Raw genomic sequence first — 18,233 nt, 5'->3', positions numbered from 1 at the left:
TGATTTGACAAGGGGCCGAAATTTTGATACCACTGGGGCATATCAAAAATATATCATAGTTTAAATTAGTTATGGCTCATTTGTAAAAGCCCCTGTGTTTTTTCAATGGTGTGCCCGCGGTAAAAACTATTTAAAACAGAAACAGGGCTGGTTGTTTTTTTGCACCCTGTTCGTTTTTATTAAAATATTTCAAGTAGTTGCCTTAAGGCTTGTTTTTTTTGCAACTTCCGGCCTTCTGGTACGGGGGCGGCGCCAGGGCAGGGACGATCCTGCTTGCTGCATACTCATCTGTATATAAAAAACATTCTGGTTAAAGAGAAAAGGGACGCCAATGACGGAAAAAATTGTAATTGAAAATCTTTACAAGATTTTCGGGCCCAACCCGGAGGCGGCAATGAAGCTGCTTGCCCAGGGCATGGGCAAGGACGAGATCATGGAAAAGACCCGGCACGGGGTGGGGGTGGCCGATGCTTCTTTTACCGTGAAAGAGGGGGAGATCCTGGTGGTCATGGGGTTGTCCGGCAGCGGCAAGTCCACCCTGGTGCGGTGCATCAACCGGCTGATCGATCCCACTGCCGGAAAGGTGATCGTCGACGGCCAGGATGTGACAAAGCTGGACAAGGAGCAGCTGCGGCGTTTCCGGTTGCAGCATTTCGGCATGGTGTTCCAGAATTTTGCCCTGTTTCCCCACCGCACGGTCTTGGACAACGTGGCCTACGGCCTTGAAATTCAGAAGCTGGAGCCGGTGGCCCGCAAAAAACGGTCCCTGGAGGCCCTGGCCCAGGTGGGGCTGGAGGGGTGGGCCGACTCCTATCCCGGTCAGCTCAGCGGCGGCATGCAGCAGCGGGTGGGCCTGGCCCGGGCCCTGGCCCTGGACGCGGATGTCATGCTGATGGACGAGGCGTTCAGCGCCCTGGACCCGTTGATCCGCGGCGACATGCAGGACGAACTGCTCACCCTTCAGGACAGGATGCAGAAGACCATCGTGTTTATCAGCCATGACCTGGACGAGGCCCTCAAGCTGGGGGACCGGATCGTGCTGATGAAGGACGCCCGTATCGTACAGGCCGGAACAGCCGAGGAGATTCTCTCCCACCCGGCCAATGATTATGTGGCCAAGTTCGTGGAAGACGTGGACATGACCAAGGTGATCACCGCCGAACGGGTGATGATCAAACCCAAGGAGCTGGCCTATTTTCACACCGACGGCCCCAAGGCGGCCCTGCGAAAGATGCAACACTCCCAGATTTCCCAGATTTTCGTGAGAAAAGACAAAAAGCTCTACGGCTATGTTACGGCTGACACCGCCGCCGAGGCGGCCGGGAGGGGGGATCCCACCCTTGAAAAGATCGTGAACACCGATATTGAGACAGTGGCCCTGGACACCCCGGCGGTGGAGATCATTCCGCTGCTGGCCCGGCTGCCCTACCCGGTGCCGGTGGTGGATGAGGCCGGCCGGTTAAAGGGCGTGATCATAAAAGGGTCGTTGCTGGCCGGACTTTCAGAAAGGGGGACCATTGGAAATGTATAGAATACCCATCGGTGAGGTCATCGAGTCGGCCATCGATTTTTTCGTGGACCATTTTTCCTTTGCCACCAAGGCCTTTTCCAAGGTCACGGAAAACGGTGTGGATATCATGGTAAGCGTCATGATGTTTTTTCACCCCCTGGTGCTGATCCTGGCGCTCACCGGCCTGGCCTGGTTTTTAAGCCGGCGCCGGGGCATTGCCCTGTTTACCCTTGTGGGGCTGCTGCTGATCTGGAACATGGAGCTGTGGGCTCCCACTGTGAGCACCATGGCCCTGATCGTCATCGCGGTGCTGTTTGCCATTGCCATCGGTGTTCCCCTGGGCATCCTGTCGGCCCTGAGCCAGACCGCCTACCGGATCATCACGCCCATCCTGGACGTGATGCAGACCATGCCGGCCTTTGTCTACCTGATTCCGGCCATTCCCTTTTTCGGCCTGGGGGCCGTGGGCGCCATCTTTTCAACCGTGATTTTCTCGGTGCCGCCCTGTATCCGGCTTACCTGTCTGGGCATCAAGCAGGTGCCCAGGGAACTGGTGGAGGCGGCCGACGCCTTTGGCAGCTCCAGGGGACAGAAGCTGTTCAAGGTCCAGCTGCCCATTGCCAAGACCACCATGATGGCCGGTATCAACCAGACCATCATGCTGGCACTGTCCATGGTGGTGATTGCCGCCATGATCGGCGCCAAGGGTCTGGGTGGCGAGGTCTGGAAGGCGATTCAGCGGCTGGAGCCGGGCCGGGGGTTTGAAGCCGGCATCGGCATCGTGATCCTGGCCATCATTCTGGACCGGGTCATGCAACGGGTGGGAACGGACCAAAAGGAAGGCCACTGATATGTAGATCCGACAGATCATCCGGTCTGTCTGAAAAAGTTGAGAGTGTGCGGCGTTCTGTTTTTGCGCCGCATGGTTGTTCCATTTAACTGTAAATCAGAAGGAGGATGTTATGAAACGGATGTTATCGATTCTAATTGTTCTGGCACTCGGCATGGCCCTGGGCCTGGGGCCGGCAACGGCCAAGGACAAGACCGCTGAGATTGTTTACGTGGAGTGGTCCTGCGCCACGGCGTCGGCCAATGTGGTCAAGGCCGTGCTGGAGACAAAAATGGGCTACGATGTGGAACTCACTCCGGTCAGTGCCGCCGCCATGTGGCAGGCCCTGGCCACCGGTGACGTGGATGCCTGCACCACGGCCTGGCTGCCCACCACCCATGGTCATTACTATGACAAGGTCAAGAACAAGGTGGAAAACCTGGGTCATAACCTGGTGGGCACCCGCATCGGCCTGGTGGTGCCGGCCTATGTGACCATCGACTCCATCGAGGAGCTGGACGCCAATGCCGACAAATTTGACGGCCAGATCACGGGCATCGACCCCGGCGCCGGCATCATGTCCAAGACCGAAGCCGCCATCAAGGCCTATAAGATGAAGAAGATGGAACTGATGGAGGGCAGCGGCGCCATGATGACCATGGTGCTGAGCGACAAGATCAAAAACAAGGAGTGGGTGGTGGTTACCGGCTGGACCCCTCACTGGAAGTTCGGCAGGTGGGACCTGAAGTACCTGGAGGATCCGCTTGGGATTTATGGCGGGGACGAGTATATCGACACCATCGTACGCAAGGGGCTGAAGAAAGACAAGCCGGACCTGTACGCGTTTCTCGACCGGTTTGAGTGGACCCCCGAGGATATTCAGACCGTGATGGCCTGGAACCAGGAAAAGGGAACCACCCCGGAAGAAAACGCCGTCAAGTGGGTGAAGCAGAACCCGGACAAGGTGGCGGCCTGGCTGCCCAAATAGACGGCATCTTCGTATAAAAAAGATAAACTCAAAAATATGATATCAAGGAGGAAAAATGTTTAAGACAAGCAAATGGCTGATGGTGACGGCAGCGGTGATGCTCTGCCTGCCGGTTGCGGCTTCCGCCTTTCAGGTGGGGGACCTGAAGATCGGCGGTGCGATTCGGGCCAACTACACGATCGGCGATTATGATCCCATACTGGACCGCTCTTCACGTGCCCAGGAGGACGGCGGCACCGTGGCCCTGGACACCTTTCGCATCAACCTGGACTACGCCCACGCGCAGTGGGTGGCCAAGGCCGAGTACCGGTTTTATCCCGGTTACGGCAACAACAACCACGACGGCTACCACTTTCCCCACACCGGGTGGATCGGGTACAACTTTGACAATGACAGCCAGGTCCAGGTGGGCCTCAACCGGGTGCCTTTCGGCCCCACCGCCTACGGCGTCTCCCAGAGCTGGATGTTTGACCAGCACTACTATGTGGGCCTGGCCGATGACATGGACCTGGGCGTCAAGTACACCAAGCCCATGGACAATCTGACCCTTGATTTCGGTTACTATGTTTCCGACGAAGGAACCCACAACGGCGCCAATTTTTCAAAAGACAGCGTGCGCTACTCCTATGACGTGGTGGACGAGACCGGCCAGGGGTACGAGGAGCGTCACCAGTTCAACGTCCGGGCAATTTATACCGTTGCGGGGGACAGTGTCTCCACCGATCTCGGCGCCTCCCTGCAGTACGGGCTGCTGGAGAGCAACGGCATCCAGGACGACGGGGACCACATGGCGGCATCGGTCCACGCCGTGGCCACCATGGGGAATTTCAAGCTGGCGCCCCAGCTCACCTATTACAATTATGATGTGGACGCGGCCCAGCCCCTGGGTACGGACAAGCTGGTGCAGATGGGGGCCTTTGATTTTCCCACCCTGATTGCGGCCGAGGCCTTTATTCCCGCGGTCTCCCTGAGCTATAAAATTGATACGCCGGGGGTGGAGTGGCTGGACTACGTGCTGCCCTACGTGGAATACAGCGCCATCATGAAGACGGAGAGCGATTTCAACGACAGCGAGATGGCGGTGGTCGGGGCGGCCTGGGCCAACGGCGGATGGTATATCTACACCGACCTGGCCTTTTCCAATGGCAACGACTTTGTGGGCAACGAGGTGGGATACGGCACCAGCCCGGGTCCGGCCTGGGCCAGCAACCGGTTCGGCGCCAACACCACCAATGCGTGGGAATACCGGGGCAACATCAACTTTGGCTATTACTTCTAACCCGAATATTTCACCCTTCGCACCGGGTCACCTTGGCCGCAGCTGCTGTGTTGCTTCGACACTCGCAAATACGGTAGGGGCGAACCTTGTGTTCGCCCTTTGACGGGCCATCACAGGGGTTTGCCCGGTGTCTCAGATAGAGGTGCGGTCCGGCTTGCCGGGCCGCACCTCTTCTTTTAACATGCAGCAGGCGATGCGGTATTTGGGCCGGCCGTCGGGCCGCCAGGAAAGGTTGCCCGGCTGCACCAGCCGGTTCATCACGCACCCCTCGGCAATGTCCAGCTCAAACAGGTCGGCCTCGTTGACGCGCGGGGTGGCCACCAGCCGGTTGTTTTCAAAGGCCAGGCTGTGCAGGGGAAAGTCCTCGCACAGGGGGCACCGGTAGACCCGGCCGTTGGGGAAAATAAAATAGTTGTCCGCCACCCGGCCCGCGCATTCAAACACTTCATCCTCGCCTAAAAACACTTTCGGGTAGGTGACAATGATGCCGTGATCGGCACCGGCCATGGCCGCCGCCGGTACATTTTCCCGCCATTGTTCCCGTGATACCTGGCCCATGTCCTGAGCGGCCTTGTCTCCGGCTGATTTGCCGCGAATGCCCAGCACCTGGATAAACATTCTGGAAATGCCCAGCCGGCCCGCCAGATCGGGCATGGCGGCAAGCTCGTGCAGGTTGGCCGTGCTGACCGTGTAGATCAGGCTGGTGGCAAACCCCCTGGCATTGGCCTTTTGAATACCGGCCAGGCAGGCTTCGTAGCTGCCTTTTCCCCGAATGGCGTCGTTGGTTTCCGGCGTGGCCCCGTCTAAGGAAAAGCTGATGTAGTCGATGGTGTCGGGGGTGGTTTTATCAAGTATATCGTTAAACAGGTAGCCGTTGGTGTCGATGGTGACCGAATCATAGCCGATTTTCCGGGCATGGGCCGCGGCGAGGGCCAGGTCCGGGTGCAGGGTGGGCTCTCCGCCCAGGAAAATGAGATTGGCCTTGCGGGTGGCCGGGGAAAACGCCTCCAGCCAGCGGCAAATGGTCTCCAGGGGCAGGGTGTCGGCGCCGTGCTGATCCGGGTTGATGTAACAGTGGGCGCAGCGGAGGTTGCACCGGGTGAGAATGTGAAAAAAGACATTGACCGCCTCCCTGGAAAAGGAGACGGTCTTTTTTTCGTGCGGCAATCGGGGCGTCATAAGGGATTGTGGCGGCAGGAAACCATCGGCTATTTTCCCTGAAGCTTCTTTCGAAGCTTGCCCGCCTCCATCTTGGCCTTGATCAGTTCAGTGTTGGTGAGCCGCAGCCGGGCGCTCATGTACTCGGCGAAGATCCGGTAAAGCAGCAGGATAAAGTCTAAGGTCTCTTCCTTGTCGGTGCTGGTGCCGGACGGGTAATGCTTGTGGGCCGAGGTGTTTACCGCCAGGCAGATCGTGTGGCCGTCGGCATAGACATCGGCGGACCGGCCCTCATCGTCGATGATTCGCATCTCGCCGAAGATCTCGCCGATAGAATTGATCTGGGTGATTTCGATACCCCGTTTTTTGATGATCACCCTGCCGGTCAGCAGGAAGTAGAGCCAGGGATCCACGTCCCCTTCCTTGATGATTACCTCGCCGTCGTCATACTCCCGAATTTTGCTCAGCCGCAGGATTTTGGCCAGGTTGCGTGTTTCAAAGTGTTTCAACGCAGGGATGCTCATCAACTTCTGAATGTTCTGAATGTTGTCTTTCAGGTATTTGGATTCCAGCATGTGCGTTTCTCCTGTCCAGGAGGCCGATGGTTTCCAGCTGGCCCGGGGAAGGTGATGGTGGGCGGTACTGGATTTGAACCAGTGGCTTCCACCGTGTGAAGGTGGCACTCTCCCGCTGAGTTAACCGCCCATCTGTCAAGGCCCCGGCCTTTTCCCGGTCCGGGTCCTTTGGCCGGGAGCTGAATGTTTACCGCCGCCCGGCGTACCCCTATAAATAAATAATAGTTGATCCAAGGTCAAGCATCATTTTCAAAATCGCTGTTTTCTTTTTCCCCGGTAGGCGTCGAATCCGGCGGTTCGTTTTTACCGTCTTCAGGGGCTGCTGCCGGCATTTGGGCCGCTTCCTCCGCCTCGTCCGCCGATTCCGGGGTGCCGGCTTCCCGGTCCGGGGCCGCTGACCCGTAATCCGCGGGTGTGTCTTCCTCCGTTGGGGCGTCTGACAGGGTATCGTCCGGTGATGGGGCCTCGTCCGCCGAAGTCTCGTCAGCCGGGGCCTCGTCGGTCGGTGTATCGCTTTCCGTCATTTCATTGTTTGTGCTGTCCGGCGTCGGTTCCTCGAATTCGGCAACGTCGGTCTCCACCAGGGGGGGATCCATTTCGTCATCGTCGCTTCGGGCAAAGTCCTGAATCTCCTTGAGGGTGGGCATGTCCCGCAGGCTGCGCAGGTTGAACACCTCTAAAAACCGCTGGGTGGTGGCATATATCAGGGGCCGGCCGGGGATCTCCTTTTTTCCCAGGATGCGGATCAGCTTGCGCTCCAGCAGGGTGCGCAGGATGGCGCCGGAGTCCACGCCCCGGATTTTTTCCACGTCGGCCCGGATCACCGGCTGGTGATAGGCAATGATGGCCAGGGTTTCCAGGGCCGCCTTGCCCAGCCGGGTGGGCGGCGGTTTGAACATGCGTTTGATCCACTCTTTGTAGGCGCTCCGGGTGCGAAACTGGTAGCCATCGGCCACCTCGCTCAGGACAAAGCCGCCCTGCCGGGCCTCATACTCCGCCTTCAACTCGGCCAGGGCCTGGCGAATTTCACCAATGTCGCTGTCCGTGACCACCTTCTTGACGGCCGATGGGCTCAGCGGCGTGTCGGTGACGAACAGCAGACTTTCAATGATGTTTTTCAGTTCCGTTGGGTTCATTGGTAAAACAGCCTTATCACGCCGTTGTGCGTATGCTGCCGCACAGCGACAATGCTCAGTTTCACCATTTCCAGCAGGGCCAGAAAGGTGACCACGATATCGCTTTTGGTATAGTTTTCCTCAAACAGCTGGTCAAAGGTGACCGACCGGTTCTTTTCGAGAATGTCCACGATCTGGGAGATGCGCTCCTTGATGGAGATGACTTCGGCGGACAGGGAGAGGGTGGTGGAGGACGGCAGCCGGTCCAGGATGTTCTGAAACGCGTCGATCAGTTCAAACAGCCCCACCACGATCATGCCGTCGTCGGCCTCGGCGGTCAGGGCCTTTCGGTCCGAGGCCCGCACAAATGTGTCTTCATTGAGAATGTCCCGGCTGCTCAAGGTTTCGGCCGCGTTCTTGATCTGCATGTACTCTTCAAGGGCACGGGTGATCTCCATGCGCGGGTCTTCGTCATCGTCCGGCCCGTTGTGGGAGGGGAGCAGGGTGCGGGACTTGATGTTGGTGAGAATGGCCGCCATGTAGAGAAAATCGCCGGCCACGTCGATGTTCATCAGCTTCAGCCACTCGATGTATTCCAGAAACTGGCGGGTGATGTCGGCAATGGGAATGTCGTAGATGCTCACCTCGTTTTTCTTGATGAGGTGCACCAGCAGGTCCATGGGGCCTTCAAAGATGTCGGTCTTGACCTTGTAGGTATCGTCCTGCCGCATGGCCCGCCTTTTTTCCGAAACCGTTTCGATCACAGCCGTACCCCGGCCCGCACCGCTTCCATGGTCTGCCGGGCCACGGCCCGGGCTTTTTGGGTGCCGTCGGCCAGAATCTGTTTCACCTGGTCGGGCCGCTCCATGTAATGGGCCCGCTTTTCGCGGATGGGGGCAAGCCCCTCGGCCAGGGAAACGGCCAGGTTCTTTTTGCATTCCACGCATCCCAGGGCCGCTGACCGGCACCCGGCATCAATCTCTTTGACCTTTTCGGGGTCGGTGTAAAGCTTGTGAAACTCGAACACGTTGCACACGCCGGGGTCGCCGGGGTCGCTTTTTCTGGCCCGCTGGGGGTCGGTGATCATGCGACTGGTGCGCTCGGCAATGGTTTCCGGCGGGTCGCCCAGGTAGATGGCGTTGTCGTAGCTCTTGCTCATCTTGCGGCGGTCAATGCCCAGGATGCGGGCCGTGGCCTTTGTCAGCAGGACCTGGGGCTCCCGGAACACCGGGCCGTACAGGTGGTTGAACCGCCGGGCGATCTCCCGGGTGATCTCCACGTGGGGAATTTGGTCTTCCCCCACCGGCACCGCGTCGGCCAGGTACATGATGATGTCCGCGGCCTGCAACACCGGATAGCCCAGAAATCCGAAAGTGGAGACATCTTTTCCCACCAACTGGGCCATCTGATCCTTATAAGTGGGGTTGCGCTCCAGCCAGGACAGGGGCGTGATCATGGAAAGAATCAGAAACAGCTCGGCATGCTCCTTGACATGGGACTGGACAAACAGGGTGCTCTTTTCCGGCGACAGGCCGGCGGAAAGCCAGTCCGCGGCCATCTCCAGGGTAAATTCGTCAAGCCCCACCGGGTCTTCGTAGTTGCTGGTCAACGCGTGCCAGTCGGCCACAAAATAGAAACATTCGTACTCGTCCTGCAGGGCCACCCACTGGTTCAAGGCGCCGTGCAGGTTGCCCAGATGCAGCGGGCCCGTGGGCCGCATGCCGCTTAATATTCGTTTTTTTCCGCTCATTACCGCTCCGTATACTGTTGCTGCGTCAGAATCCCGTGGCCATCAGGGCAACCCCGTCCTGGCCCAGGGCCAGGACGACCAGCGGGGTTATCAGGGCGTTGATGACGCTGAACACCACGTCCGCCTTAATAATAAATAAAAACAGAAGGATCATTATACCGAAGCGTTCCATGGATGCAACCCGTTTTTGAAGGCCAACCGGCAGGAACACGGTGATCACCCGGCTGCCGTCCAGGGGTGGAAGGGGAATCATGTTGAACACGGCCAGCACCGCGTTGATCAGCACGGAAAACCAGAGCAGCAGCAGGAGTTGCGAGGCCACCATGGCGGCCGGGGAGCCGGCCGTGGCCCAGGCCCGGGCACCGGCCAGCACCAGGCGGAACAGGATGCCCGAGGCGGCCAGGCAGACCAGGTTGGCGCAGATGCCGGCCAGGGAGACCACGATCACCCCTTTTTTGTATTCCCGGAACAGGCCCGGGTTGATGGGTACCGGCTTGGCATAGCCGAACACAAAAGGGGCCCTGGCAAGCACCAGCAGCAGCGGCAGAATGATGGACCCCACAATGTCGATGTGGCGAAGGGGATTTAAGGTGATACGGCCGGCCCGGGCAGCGGTGTCGTCGCCCATTTTCCAAGCGGCAAACCCGTGGGCCGCCTCGTGAATGCCCACGGCAAACAGAACAGGCAGGGCCATGATCACAATCCGGTTGATCGTTTCAAACATATTAGTTTAACACCCTTAATCTTAGAAAAATATTAAAATTTAAATTCACCGCAAAGGACGCAAAGCAATATCCGACCGTCCTATTCGTCATTGCGAGCGACCGCAGGGAGCGAAGCAATCTCTTTCAGCCGTGCCTCGTATGATCAAGATTGCTTCGTCGTTTCACGCCCCGCAATGACGGAAAACATTTTTCCCTGCCCATTGCAGCGCCGCCGAGCGCGAATGATTTTTCCGGAAAACAGCGGGCAGGCTGTTTGAGTTCGCCGCAGGCGAACGAGTTCCTGCCCGCGCCGGAAAAAGCGTTTGCGCGAGGGCAGCCGCAGGCCAAGCTGCAGGGCCGGTTCTTTTGGTACTTTTCTTGCCGCCAAGAAAAGTACACTACCTGCGTTTCCACCAGCCGTCGGGGTCATTTGCGTAGCGCATGGCAAATTCCAGCTCGTCCTCCCGGGTGCGGACCTTTTCATCCAGCCGGGCGTAGAGGATCTTTCTTAAAATTTCGCTGTAGAGCGGGCCCGGGGCGATGCCGATCTCGTTTAAGTCCTTGCCCTTGATCAGGGGCGCAACGTGCTGCAGGGTCAGGATGTAGCGGGAGATGTGTTTTTTCACGGTGTCGCTGTCGGTCACGGACATGACATACAGCATCTGCTCCACCCTGAAGCCGAACAGCCGCTGGTAGAGCTCGCTGTTTTTGATCCCCGGATTGCGCTGAATCCAGTGGAGAAAGGTGTCTGCCTCGCGCCGGCCGGCGTCGGCCATCTCCCGGTGGCGGGGCGGCAGCTCCAGCCGGTCGCACAGATCCTCGGTGGTCTGCTGGGCCATGCCCCGCATCAGGACCATCAGGTAGACCATCCACTTCATGTAGGGCTTGTCCACGAACAGCAGGTCGTACCACGATACCACCTCCCGGGTGGCGTGCAGCGCGGCCACGGTCTTCTTGTCGATTTTCAGGGCCTCGTGCAGGGAGACCAGCAGATTGAACTCGGCCAGCCGCTCAATGGCCGGCACCGGATCATCCTCTTCCAGGATCTGCCGCAGCTCGCCAAAGACCCGGTGGCCGCTTAAGCGCCGGAAGAACTCCATTTTTACCGCGTTTTTGATCAGCCCTTCAGTCATCTTGCCGATGGTAAACCCGAACCGCTGCTCAAACCGCACGGCCCGGAAGATGCGGGTGGGGTCTTCCACAAAGCTTAAGCTGTGCAGCACGCGGATGGTCTTTTCCTTGATGTCCCGCTGGGCCGAGAAAAAGTCCACCAGCAGGCCGAACTTGTCCGGGTTCAGGCAAACGGCCAGGGTGTTGATGGTAAAATCCCGGCGGAACAGATCCAGCTTGATGGAGCTCATCTCCACGGTGGGCAGGGCCGCGGGAAACTGGTAATACTCCAGCCGGGCCGAGGCCACGTCGATCTTGGAACCGTCGGCAAAGGTGATCACCGCGGTGCCGAACTTTTTGTAGTAGTGGACCCGGGCCTTCATTCGGCCGGCAAACTCCCTGGCAAAGGCGATGCCGTCGCCTTCGATCACGATGTCCACATCCTCGGTGGACCGGGAAAGAAACAGGTCCCGCACGAATCCGCCCACCACGTAGGCGCTGTATTCCAGCTCCGCGGCGGTGTTGCCCGCGTTTTTGAGAATGTCCAGAACAGGGGGCGTCAGCCGCTCGTTCATCATCCGTTTGATGTCCCGGGTCTTGGGATGGGCCTGAATCTGGGTGGGGGCCGGCTGTCGCTGGTTGCCCGCCTCCCGCTGGTAGACCAGGGTGTTGAGCAGGTCGGTGCGGGTGATCACACCGATGACGGCCCCGTTTTCCACCACGGGCAGCAGGCGCTGGCTGTTTTCAATGATCTTGCGCTGAATATCGGCCAGCTCGTCGTCGGGCCCGGCCAGAGAGAGGTCGGTGTTCATGTATTCACTTACCGGCGCTTCCTCCAGCTTGTGATAGAGGATCTTTTCTATCACCTGGCGCGTGATAAACCCCAGGAGCCTTCCTTTGGCCTCCGGTTTTTCGGTGACCAGCAGGGCGTTTATGTTGTAGCGGGTCAAAAGCTCCCCGGCGGCCCGGCAGGAGATGTCCGGGGTGGCCGCGACCACCGGCGTGGACATGATTTCCCTGGCCAGGGTGGTTTTGCGGACCTGCATGCGCAGGATGGCCAGCAGCTCCTGCTCCACCTGGGGCAGGGCCATGTGCTTGATGCTGGCCGAAGCGGCAAAGGGGTGGCCCCCGCCGCCAAAGGGGTTGAGAATCTGGCCGGCATCCACCTCGTCCGCCTTGGAGCGGCCCACGATATAGACCTTGTTGCCCATCTGGGCCAGGGCGAACAAAACGTTGATGCCCTTCATCTTCTGCATCTTGTGAACCAGGAAGGCAAAGTCCGGCACATACTCCTCGGTGTAGATGGAGGCAAGGGTCACGTCCATGCCGTTGATCTTGTGGGTCCGGGAGTTGTTGATCATGTTGTTCAGAATGCCCACCTGCTCCGGGGTCATCTCCCGGGAGACGATGTTGGCGATGGTGTTGATGCTGGCCCCTTTTTCAAGAAAAAAGGCGGCGGCGCTAAAATCCTTGGGCGTGGTGGAGGTAAAGGTGAAGCTGCCGGTGTCCTCATAGATGCCCAGGCACATCACCGTGGCTTCGTCCGGTGAGATGGGGATGTTTTGCTCCTGAAGCATTTTTGCCAGAATCGACACCGTTGCCCCGGTGGCCTCGTAGACCCGAAGGTCGGCGGTCACGTCACCGTCGGCGGCCGGGTGGTGGTCGTACACATGGACCTCCAGGCCCGGGTTGGCCAGCAGGTCGGCCGCTTTCCCGATGCGGTCCTTCTGGCTGGTGTCCACCAGCACCAGCCGGGAGACCTTTGGCCCGTCGATCTGGCCGATGTCGCTCATGTTGAACAGGTAGGCCATGGAATTGATGAAGAAGTTGCGCAGGTTCTTTTCGCTGGAGCCGGGCAGCACCACGATGGAGCCGGGGTAGAGCTTCTGGGCCGCCAGCACCGAGGCGATGGCGTCAAAGTCGGCGTTGATGTGGGTGGAGACGACCGTGAGGCCGTCTTTGTCTGCTGTCTGGTTCACCAGGAATGGTCCTTGTCACCTGCGCGGGTGTTCTCAATCATTGTCGACATGATCGCCCCCAGGGCCGGTCGATATTTGAATATCAGGCTGACAATAGGGCATATCGTCTTTTTTATCAAGCAACGGATGGTGAAAAAGGGCCGGAACCATTTTCTTCTTGACTTGTTTTTTACAACCGGTGCATGGTTGATTCAACAATAAAACCAGTCGGAAGGAGGATTTTGCCATGCCCGGTATTCGTGAACTGAAAGACAAGGTCGTGGTGATTACCGGCGCGGGGTCCGGCATCGGCCGGGCTGCAGCCCATGCCTTTGCAAAAGAGGGGGCCTGCGTGGTGATCACCGATATTCACGCTGAAAGGCTGGCAGCGGTTGAAGACGAACTTGTGCGAATGGGGGCACGGGCCTCTTCCAGAGTGGTGGACGTGGCCGACAAGGCTCAACTGGAAGATCTGTGCCGGTTTGTCATCGATACCCATGGCCGGGTGGATGTGCTGCACGCCAACGCGGGCATCGGCTACGGCGGTCCCCTGGAAGTTTTCCCCATGGCGGACTTTGAAAAGGTGATGGCCGTCAACTTCTGGCACGTGGTTTACAGTGTCGGCTTTTTCCTGCCCCACATGATCAAACAGCATTTCGGCCATATCGTGGTCACGGCCAGCGCGGCCAGCTATTTCGGCCTGCCCGGCCTGGGGGCCTACACCGCCTCCAAGTTCGCCGTGGCCGGCTACCTGGAACTGCTGCGGGCTGAGCTGCGCCGCCACAACATCGGCGTCACCACCATCTGCCCCGGTTTTATCAACACCAACATCGTGAAAGACGGCAAATCCACCCTGCTGCCCGGCGCCAAGGCCGACCAGGAAAAGATGGCCGCTTTTTACAAACGGTTCGGCTGGCCCCCGGAACGGGTGGCAAAGGCGGTGCTTAAAGGTGTTCGAAAGAACAAGGCCCTGGTGCCGGTGGGGCCGGAAGCATGGGCCCAGTGGTATTTAAAGCGCCTCTCCCCGGGCCTCTACAACCTGATCCTGCGCATTGGGGCAAAGCTGTCACTGTAGACGTTGTGTACTTTTCTTGGCGGCAAGAAAAGTACCAAAAGAACCGCGCCCTGCGGCTTGGCCTTCGGCTTCCCTCGCTCGAAGAATTTTTCGGCGCGAAAATGAACTCGCCCCGCTTTCAGCGTGGCTCAGACAGCATTTTCGCTTTTCCCGAAAAACTCTTCTCACTCGGCTGCGCCGCAATGGGCGGGGGCGTCATTGTGGAGACGGGCCGGGCTTAAAACATTCAGGTTTGTAGTGTGCCCGTAAGGGCATTCGGCAGAACGGTACCAGCTGCCGGCCTCTGATGGGTGGCACGGGCCAGGCGACAGCTTGCCCGTGCCGCATTCCCGGACTGATGTTCACGAGTAAGTTTGCGCTCTGTCCGTGGCCCGGACGTGTTGACAAAAGGCAGACAAAAGGCTATGGTGGAGCCATGCAATATTTCAACTGGAGCCTTGAAAAAAACGAACAACTGAAGGCCAGCCGGGGCCTGTCGTTTGAACAGATTGTCTTTATGATTGAATCCGGCCATCTTCTTGGCATTGAAGAACACCCGAAACGGGCCGGCCAGAAAATTTATATTGTGGAGATAGACGGCTATGCCGTGGTTGTGCCTTATGTGGAAAAGGGCGATGAGATATTTCTTAAAACCGCCTTTCCAAGCCGGAAATACGCAAGGCGATACGGTCTGAAGGAGGATGAATGACAAAAAAAGACAAAAAAATATTTGATCCGGTTGATAAAGAAGAAAAAGATCTGATGGAGTCGATTGAGCAGGAGGCGTGGCGGCCTGTTAAAAACCTGAACCGGGAAAAGGAAAAAGCCCTGGCCGCGGCCCGGAACACTCTTAAAAAAGACAAGCGGATTAATCTGCGGCTGAGCCAGAAGGACTATCAGCAAATCCAGCTTAAGGCCATTGAAGAGGGGATTCCCTACCAGACTTTTATCTCCAGCATCATTCACAAGTATTTAAACGGCTCCCTGACCCCGAAGGCATAAGGCCATTTCCAAAAATTGGAATTTGGGGGTTCGCGCGAGGGAAGTCACGCCTGCGGCGTTTTTGTAGGGGCAACCTGTGGTTGCCCATCAGTCGGGCGGCCGCCGGCCGCCCCTACATTACCTGCCCGCTCTCTTCGGAAAAATCACGCCGATGCGTGACTGCGCCGCAATGGGCGGGGGCGTCATTGTGGAGACGGGCCGGGCTTAAAACATCCAGGTTTGTAGTGTGCCCGTAAGGGCATTCGGCAGGACGGTATCAGCGGCCGGCCTCTGATGGGTGCCCGTGCCACCCGTTAAAGAATAAGCGGCACCGGGATGCAGTACTCCTACAAAGAAAAGCCGGCCGTGCACACCCGGGAGCGCCGCACCCCAGTGCGGCAACTCAAACGGCAGACCACGATTCTACAAACGTTCATGTGGATAAATCATTCGCCTTAAATATAAAATTTTCTTGACAATGATATCAATAATGATACTATTGTAGCCGATGGCTAAATTCGATGGCATACTTAGGCAAATGAACCAAAATCCGAAGGATGTACGATTTTCGGATTTATGTAAAGTCTGTGATTTTTATTTCGGCGAGGCTCGCCAGAAGAAAACCAGTCACCGGATATACAAAACACCCTGGCAGGGTGATCCAAGAATAAACATTCAAAGTGACCGGGGTAAAGCCAAAGCATACCAAGTTAAACAGGTATTACTGGCTCTTGAAAAATTGGAGGTGAATTATGGCACAAAAAAATGATAAATATACATACCGAGTTACATGGTCTGAAGACGATAATGAGTATGTTGGTATTTGTGCTGAATTTCCAAGTTTAAGTTGGCTGGACAATACACCTGAAAAGGCGCTGAAAGGAATTCGACGATTGGTTGCCGAAGTTGTGTCGGATATGAGCGGGAATCATGAACCTGTTCCTGAACCAATTGCAGGCAAAAATTACAGTGGTAAATTTATGGTCAGGATTCCGCCCGAAGTCCATCGGAAGCTTGCCATTCAGGCCGCCGAATCAGGCGTTAGCCTTAATCGAATCGCCAGTTCTAAGTTAAGCCAATAAAATTACAATCGCCACACAACCAGGGCATCCAGCAGAACACAAAAAACACCGTGGCGCTGATGCCAGACGTTGCGCCCCTGCGGTCCATTCCGGTCCGATGAAACCCGATCCTTTGTGGGTGCCTGTAATCGGACCGATCCCGATCCCGATAGCGATAGCGATTTCGATGGTGGGGAGTAAGAGTAAGAATAAGAGTAAGGAGTCAGGTAAATAGATATGAAATTAGCCTTCCTTTACAATGTCCGTCACCAGTACCCCGATCCTGACCGACCGGAAACCCAGGTCGAGGCCGATTTTGATGATCCGGAAACCATTGCGGCCATGACGGCTCACCTGCGCGAATGCGGGTTTGACGTCATTCCCATTGAAGCCGATCCGGATGCGTATATCAAACTCTATGAAAACCGTGACAGTATCGACCTGGTTTTTAACTACTCAATCGGTATTTACGGCCAGGCCCGGTATGCCCAGGTGCCGGCCATGCTGGAGATGCTTCGGCTTCCCTACACCGGCTCCGGTCCCCTGACCCAGGCCCTGATCCTGGACAAGGCCCGCATGCAGCAGGTGCTGTCGGCCTGCAACGTGCCGGTGCTTTGCTCCCAGGTGTTTGAAACCGGCGACGAACCGCTGCAAAGCGGGCTGGCCTTTCCCCTGATCGTCAAGCCCGTGGCCCAGGGCTCGTCGGCCGGCATCACATCCGACAGCGTGGTGCGGGACGAGGCGGCTCTTTACCGACAGGTGGGCCGGGTGATGGCCACCTTTGGCGAGCCGGCCCTGGTTCAGCCTTTTTTAGACGGCCGGGAGTTTTCTATTCCCATGATGGGAAATCCTCCTGAGATATTCCCGATCATCGAACCGGATTTTTCCCGCCTGCCCGAAGGCTATGCCCGCATTGATTCTCTTGAGGTCAAGTGGATATTTGAGGAGCAGGCCGAGTCCCACCACCTGATCTGCCCGGCGCCTGTGGCACCGGGCTTACAAGAGCGGCTGGAGCAGACCGTGCGGGCCGCGTGGAAAGCCCTGGGCATTTGCGACTGGTGCCGTATCGACCTGCGGTGCGACATGGCGGGCACTCCCTATGTCATTGATGTCAACTCGCCGCCGGGCATGATTCCGCCGGAAGGCTCCATGACCTCCTATTTTCCCATGTCGGCCCGGGCCGCGGGCATCGACTACCAGGGCCTGCTCAAAAGGCTTATTGAGACTGCCATGGACCGGCTGAGCGCAAGATAAGGTTTCGTCTTTCCCGTTGACATTTCAATGGAATAAAAGATAGTGTGAGCAATCTGACAACTCATTTCCGGAGCCGGAATTGGACCAGAACCGTCAAAAACACCTCTACCTGCTGCTGCTCTGCCTGGGCATTGTGCCGTTTCTGATCAATGGCTGGGTCAACTCCCTGATTCACGCAAGCGCTGTTGCCTACTGGAGCTTTGAGCTGGTCTCCTGGGTGCTGATTCCGGTACTGGTGTTTTCCGTGGCCGGACGAAACGGGCTGAGCCTTTCCGACCTGGGGCTGGACGCGCGGATTTTCGGAAGAAAGAATTTGCTGCTGGTGGCCGTCATATGCCTGGTCTTCTGCCCGCTCAACCTGTGGGTGTACAAGTACACCTACAAGTTTTTCGAAGCCCTGCTGCCATCGGCCCCCTACTTTCAGTATGAGACCATTGTGCCCACCAAAGGCGTTATGAAGGTGGTGGTCTCCCTCTATTTCAGCCTGAGCGCGGGTATCGTGGAAGAGTTGTACTTTCGGGGGTTCATTCACCGGGTGTCGCGGTTTTTCGCGCGGCCGGCCGTGATCTACATGATTTTCTCACCGCTGGTCTTTGCCATGGTGCACTGGGAGGGAGGGCCTTCCAACCTTCTGGCCACCTATGTTTTCGGCCTGTTCAACGGCGCGGCCTTTCTGGTCATGCGGAACCTGTGGCCCCTGGTTTTCGGGCATATTTTTACGGACTACGTCTGGTTCAACTAGTTTCCACCCATAAATGGCCTTTTTCCGCAATCTCTCTCGTCAAATTGCGGGCTTCCTTGTGCGGCGCCTTGATCTTGAACTTTTTACAAAGCCATCCAAGCCCGGATATTTTTTTTTGGAAGGCTTCGGCCTCAGGAGATAACGATAAAGACCATTTTTAAAAAT

Annotated in this window: 19 protein-coding genes and 1 tRNA gene; 10 read left to right on the top strand and 10 right to left on the bottom strand. The window is 57.4% G+C overall.

What is annotated here, in order from left to right; genetic code table 11:
• The first annotated feature begins 331 nt into the window (after window positions 1–331).
• The 4 genes from DOLE_RS14215 (at window position 332) to DOLE_RS14200 (ending at window position 4,606) form a co-directional block, all read left to right on the top strand.
• Window positions 332–1,531, top strand: a complete 1,200-nt coding sequence (locus tag DOLE_RS14215; RefSeq protein ID WP_012176179.1) for a quaternary amine ABC transporter ATP-binding protein — start codon at window positions 332–334, stop codon at window positions 1,529–1,531.
• Window positions 1,524–2,360 (top strand): ABC transporter permease, encoded by an 837-nt coding sequence (locus DOLE_RS14210; RefSeq protein ID WP_012176178.1) that lies wholly within the window; start codon window positions 1,524–1,526, stop codon window positions 2,358–2,360. Before DOLE_RS14215 ends, DOLE_RS14210 begins: the two co-directional genes overlap by 8 nt.
• Before the next feature lie 112 nt (window positions 2,361–2,472).
• Window positions 2,473–3,327 carry a glycine betaine ABC transporter substrate-binding protein gene (locus DOLE_RS14205; RefSeq protein WP_012176177.1) on the top strand — a complete coding sequence of 285 codons (855 nt, stop codon included), beginning with the start codon at window positions 2,473–2,475 and terminating at the stop codon, window positions 3,325–3,327.
• Window positions 3,328–3,382: 55 nt separating this feature from the next.
• Window positions 3,383–4,606, top strand: a complete 1,224-nt coding sequence (locus tag DOLE_RS14200; protein WP_012176176.1) for a hypothetical protein — start codon at window positions 3,383–3,385, stop codon at window positions 4,604–4,606.
• Window positions 4,607–4,738: 132 nt separating this feature from the next.
• Here the strand turns inward: DOLE_RS14200 and DOLE_RS14195 are convergent, their stop codons facing one another.
• The 10 genes from DOLE_RS14195 to DOLE_RS18300 all read right to left on the bottom strand — a co-directional run bounded on the left by DOLE_RS14195 (window position 4,739) and on the right by DOLE_RS18300 (window position 13,225).
• On the bottom strand, window positions 4,739–5,785 hold the full coding sequence (locus tag DOLE_RS14195; protein ID WP_012176175.1) for a radical SAM protein: 1,047 nt from the start codon (window positions 5,783–5,785) through the stop codon (window positions 4,739–4,741).
• Between the two features lie 29 nt (window positions 5,786–5,814).
• Window positions 5,815–6,339, bottom strand: coding sequence for a cyclic nucleotide-binding domain-containing protein (locus tag DOLE_RS14190; protein ID WP_012176174.1), 525 nt, complete (start codon window positions 6,337–6,339; stop codon window positions 5,815–5,817).
• Between the two features lie 55 nt (window positions 6,340–6,394).
• Window positions 6,395–6,469, bottom strand: a tRNA-Val gene (locus DOLE_RS14185).
• A gap of 106 nt (window positions 6,470–6,575) precedes the next feature.
• The gene (gene scpB, locus DOLE_RS18055; RefSeq protein ID WP_012176173.1) at window positions 6,576–7,475 is read right to left on the bottom strand and encodes an SMC-Scp complex subunit ScpB; all 900 of its coding nucleotides are present in this window, start codon (window positions 7,473–7,475) and stop codon (window positions 6,576–6,578) included.
• Window positions 7,472–8,218 carry a segregation and condensation protein A gene (locus tag DOLE_RS14175; protein WP_012176172.1) on the bottom strand — a complete coding sequence of 249 codons (747 nt, stop codon included), beginning with the start codon at window positions 8,216–8,218 and terminating at the stop codon, window positions 7,472–7,474. The genes scpB and DOLE_RS14175 overlap by 4 nt, the downstream gene beginning before the upstream one ends.
• Complete coding sequence (gene trpS / locus DOLE_RS14170) at window positions 8,215–9,204, bottom strand: tryptophan--tRNA ligase (RefSeq protein ID WP_012176171.1); 990 nt, start codon at window positions 9,202–9,204, stop codon at window positions 8,215–8,217. The genes DOLE_RS14175 and trpS overlap by 4 nt, the downstream gene beginning before the upstream one ends.
• A 25-nt stretch (window positions 9,205–9,229) precedes the next feature.
• On the bottom strand, window positions 9,230–9,928 hold the full coding sequence (locus DOLE_RS18525; protein WP_012176170.1) for a site-2 protease family protein: 699 nt from the start codon (window positions 9,926–9,928) through the stop codon (window positions 9,230–9,232).
• A gap of 143 nt (window positions 9,929–10,071) precedes the next feature.
• Window positions 10,072–10,296 (bottom strand): hypothetical protein, encoded by a 225-nt coding sequence (locus DOLE_RS18305; RefSeq protein WP_153304445.1) that lies wholly within the window; start codon window positions 10,294–10,296, stop codon window positions 10,072–10,074.
• Between the two features lie 10 nt (window positions 10,297–10,306).
• Entirely contained in the window at window positions 10,307–12,997 is a 2,691-nt protein-coding gene (locus DOLE_RS14160) for a CBS domain-containing protein (protein WP_012176169.1), read from the bottom strand.
• Window positions 12,998–13,030: 33 nt separating this feature from the next.
• A complete protein-coding gene (locus tag DOLE_RS18300; RefSeq protein ID WP_153304443.1) occupies window positions 13,031–13,225 on the bottom strand; it encodes a hypothetical protein in 195 nt (64 codons plus the stop codon).
• On the opposite strand from DOLE_RS18300, the gene DOLE_RS14150 reads away from it, so the two are divergent.
• The 6 genes from DOLE_RS14150 (at window position 13,224) to DOLE_RS14130 (ending at window position 18,068) form a co-directional block, all read left to right on the top strand.
• Window positions 13,224–14,051, top strand: coding sequence for an SDR family NAD(P)-dependent oxidoreductase (locus DOLE_RS14150; RefSeq protein WP_012176168.1), 828 nt, complete (start codon window positions 13,224–13,226; stop codon window positions 14,049–14,051). The two genes, DOLE_RS18300 and DOLE_RS14150, sit on opposite strands and share 2 nt — an antisense overlap.
• A 415-nt stretch (window positions 14,052–14,466) precedes the next feature.
• Window positions 14,467–14,739 carry a toxin gene (locus DOLE_RS14145; RefSeq protein WP_012176167.1) on the top strand — a complete coding sequence of 91 codons (273 nt, stop codon included), beginning with the start codon at window positions 14,467–14,469 and terminating at the stop codon, window positions 14,737–14,739.
• Window positions 14,736–15,032 carry an antitoxin gene (locus tag DOLE_RS14140; protein ID WP_012176166.1) on the top strand — a complete coding sequence of 99 codons (297 nt, stop codon included), beginning with the start codon at window positions 14,736–14,738 and terminating at the stop codon, window positions 15,030–15,032. Before DOLE_RS14145 ends, DOLE_RS14140 begins: the two co-directional genes overlap by 4 nt.
• 731 nt (window positions 15,033–15,763) lie before the next feature.
• Window positions 15,764–16,093 (top strand): type II toxin-antitoxin system HicB family antitoxin, encoded by a 330-nt coding sequence (locus DOLE_RS18045; RefSeq protein WP_012176164.1) that lies wholly within the window; start codon window positions 15,764–15,766, stop codon window positions 16,091–16,093.
• A 216-nt stretch (window positions 16,094–16,309) separates the two neighbouring features.
• Entirely contained in the window at window positions 16,310–17,326 is a 1,017-nt protein-coding gene (locus tag DOLE_RS14135) for a D-alanine--D-alanine ligase family protein (RefSeq protein WP_012176163.1), read from the top strand.
• A 79-nt stretch (window positions 17,327–17,405) separates the two neighbouring features.
• Window positions 17,406–18,068, top strand: a complete 663-nt coding sequence (locus DOLE_RS14130; protein WP_012176162.1) for a CPBP family intramembrane glutamic endopeptidase — start codon at window positions 17,406–17,408, stop codon at window positions 18,066–18,068.
• The last annotated feature ends 165 nt before the right edge of the window (window positions 18,069–18,233 follow it).

It is taken from the genome of Desulfosudis oleivorans Hxd3 (assembly GCF_000018405.1).
In the GTDB taxonomy this organism is placed as follows: Bacteria; Desulfobacterota; Desulfobacteria; order Desulfobacterales; family Desulfosudaceae; genus Desulfosudis; species Desulfosudis oleivorans.
Note: the sequence above shows the minus strand (reverse complement) of the source record. Positions and strands in the feature narration are given on the sequence as shown.

Coding starts and splice junctions, on each gene's coding strand:
- DOLE_RS14200 (WP_012176176.1), top strand. CDS start 3,383: ATGTTTAAGACAAGCAAATGGCTGATGGTGACGGCAGCGGTGATGCTC.
- scpB (WP_012176173.1), bottom strand. CDS start 7,475: ATGAACCCAACGGAACTGAAAAACATCATTGAAAGTCTGCTGTTCGTC.
- DOLE_RS14145 (WP_012176167.1), top strand. CDS start 14,467: ATGCAATATTTCAACTGGAGCCTTGAAAAAAACGAACAACTGAAGGCC.
- DOLE_RS14150 (WP_012176168.1), top strand. CDS start 13,224: ATGCCCGGTATTCGTGAACTGAAAGACAAGGTCGTGGTGATTACCGGC.
- trpS (WP_012176171.1), bottom strand. CDS start 9,204: ATGAGCGGAAAAAAACGAATATTAAGCGGCATGCGGCCCACGGGCCCG.
- DOLE_RS14195 (WP_012176175.1), bottom strand. CDS start 5,785: ATGACGCCCCGATTGCCGCACGAAAAAAAGACCGTCTCCTTTTCCAGG.
- DOLE_RS14140 (WP_012176166.1), top strand. CDS start 14,736: ATGACAAAAAAAGACAAAAAAATATTTGATCCGGTTGATAAAGAAGAA.
- DOLE_RS14190 (WP_012176174.1), bottom strand. CDS start 6,339: ATGCTGGAATCCAAATACCTGAAAGACAACATTCAGAACATTCAGAAG.
- DOLE_RS18045 (WP_012176164.1), top strand. CDS start 15,764: ATGGCACAAAAAAATGATAAATATACATACCGAGTTACATGGTCTGAA.
- DOLE_RS14135 (WP_012176163.1), top strand. CDS start 16,310: ATGAAATTAGCCTTCCTTTACAATGTCCGTCACCAGTACCCCGATCCT.
- DOLE_RS18300 (WP_153304443.1), bottom strand. CDS start 13,225: ATGGCAAAATCCTCCTTCCGACTGGTTTTATTGTTGAATCAACCATGC.
- DOLE_RS14215 (WP_012176179.1), top strand. CDS start 332: ATGACGGAAAAAATTGTAATTGAAAATCTTTACAAGATTTTCGGGCCC.
- DOLE_RS18525 (WP_012176170.1), bottom strand. CDS start 9,928: ATGTTTGAAACGATCAACCGGATTGTGATCATGGCCCTGCCTGTTCTG.
- DOLE_RS14205 (WP_012176177.1), top strand. CDS start 2,473: ATGAAACGGATGTTATCGATTCTAATTGTTCTGGCACTCGGCATGGCC.
- DOLE_RS14210 (WP_012176178.1), top strand. CDS start 1,524: ATGTATAGAATACCCATCGGTGAGGTCATCGAGTCGGCCATCGATTTT.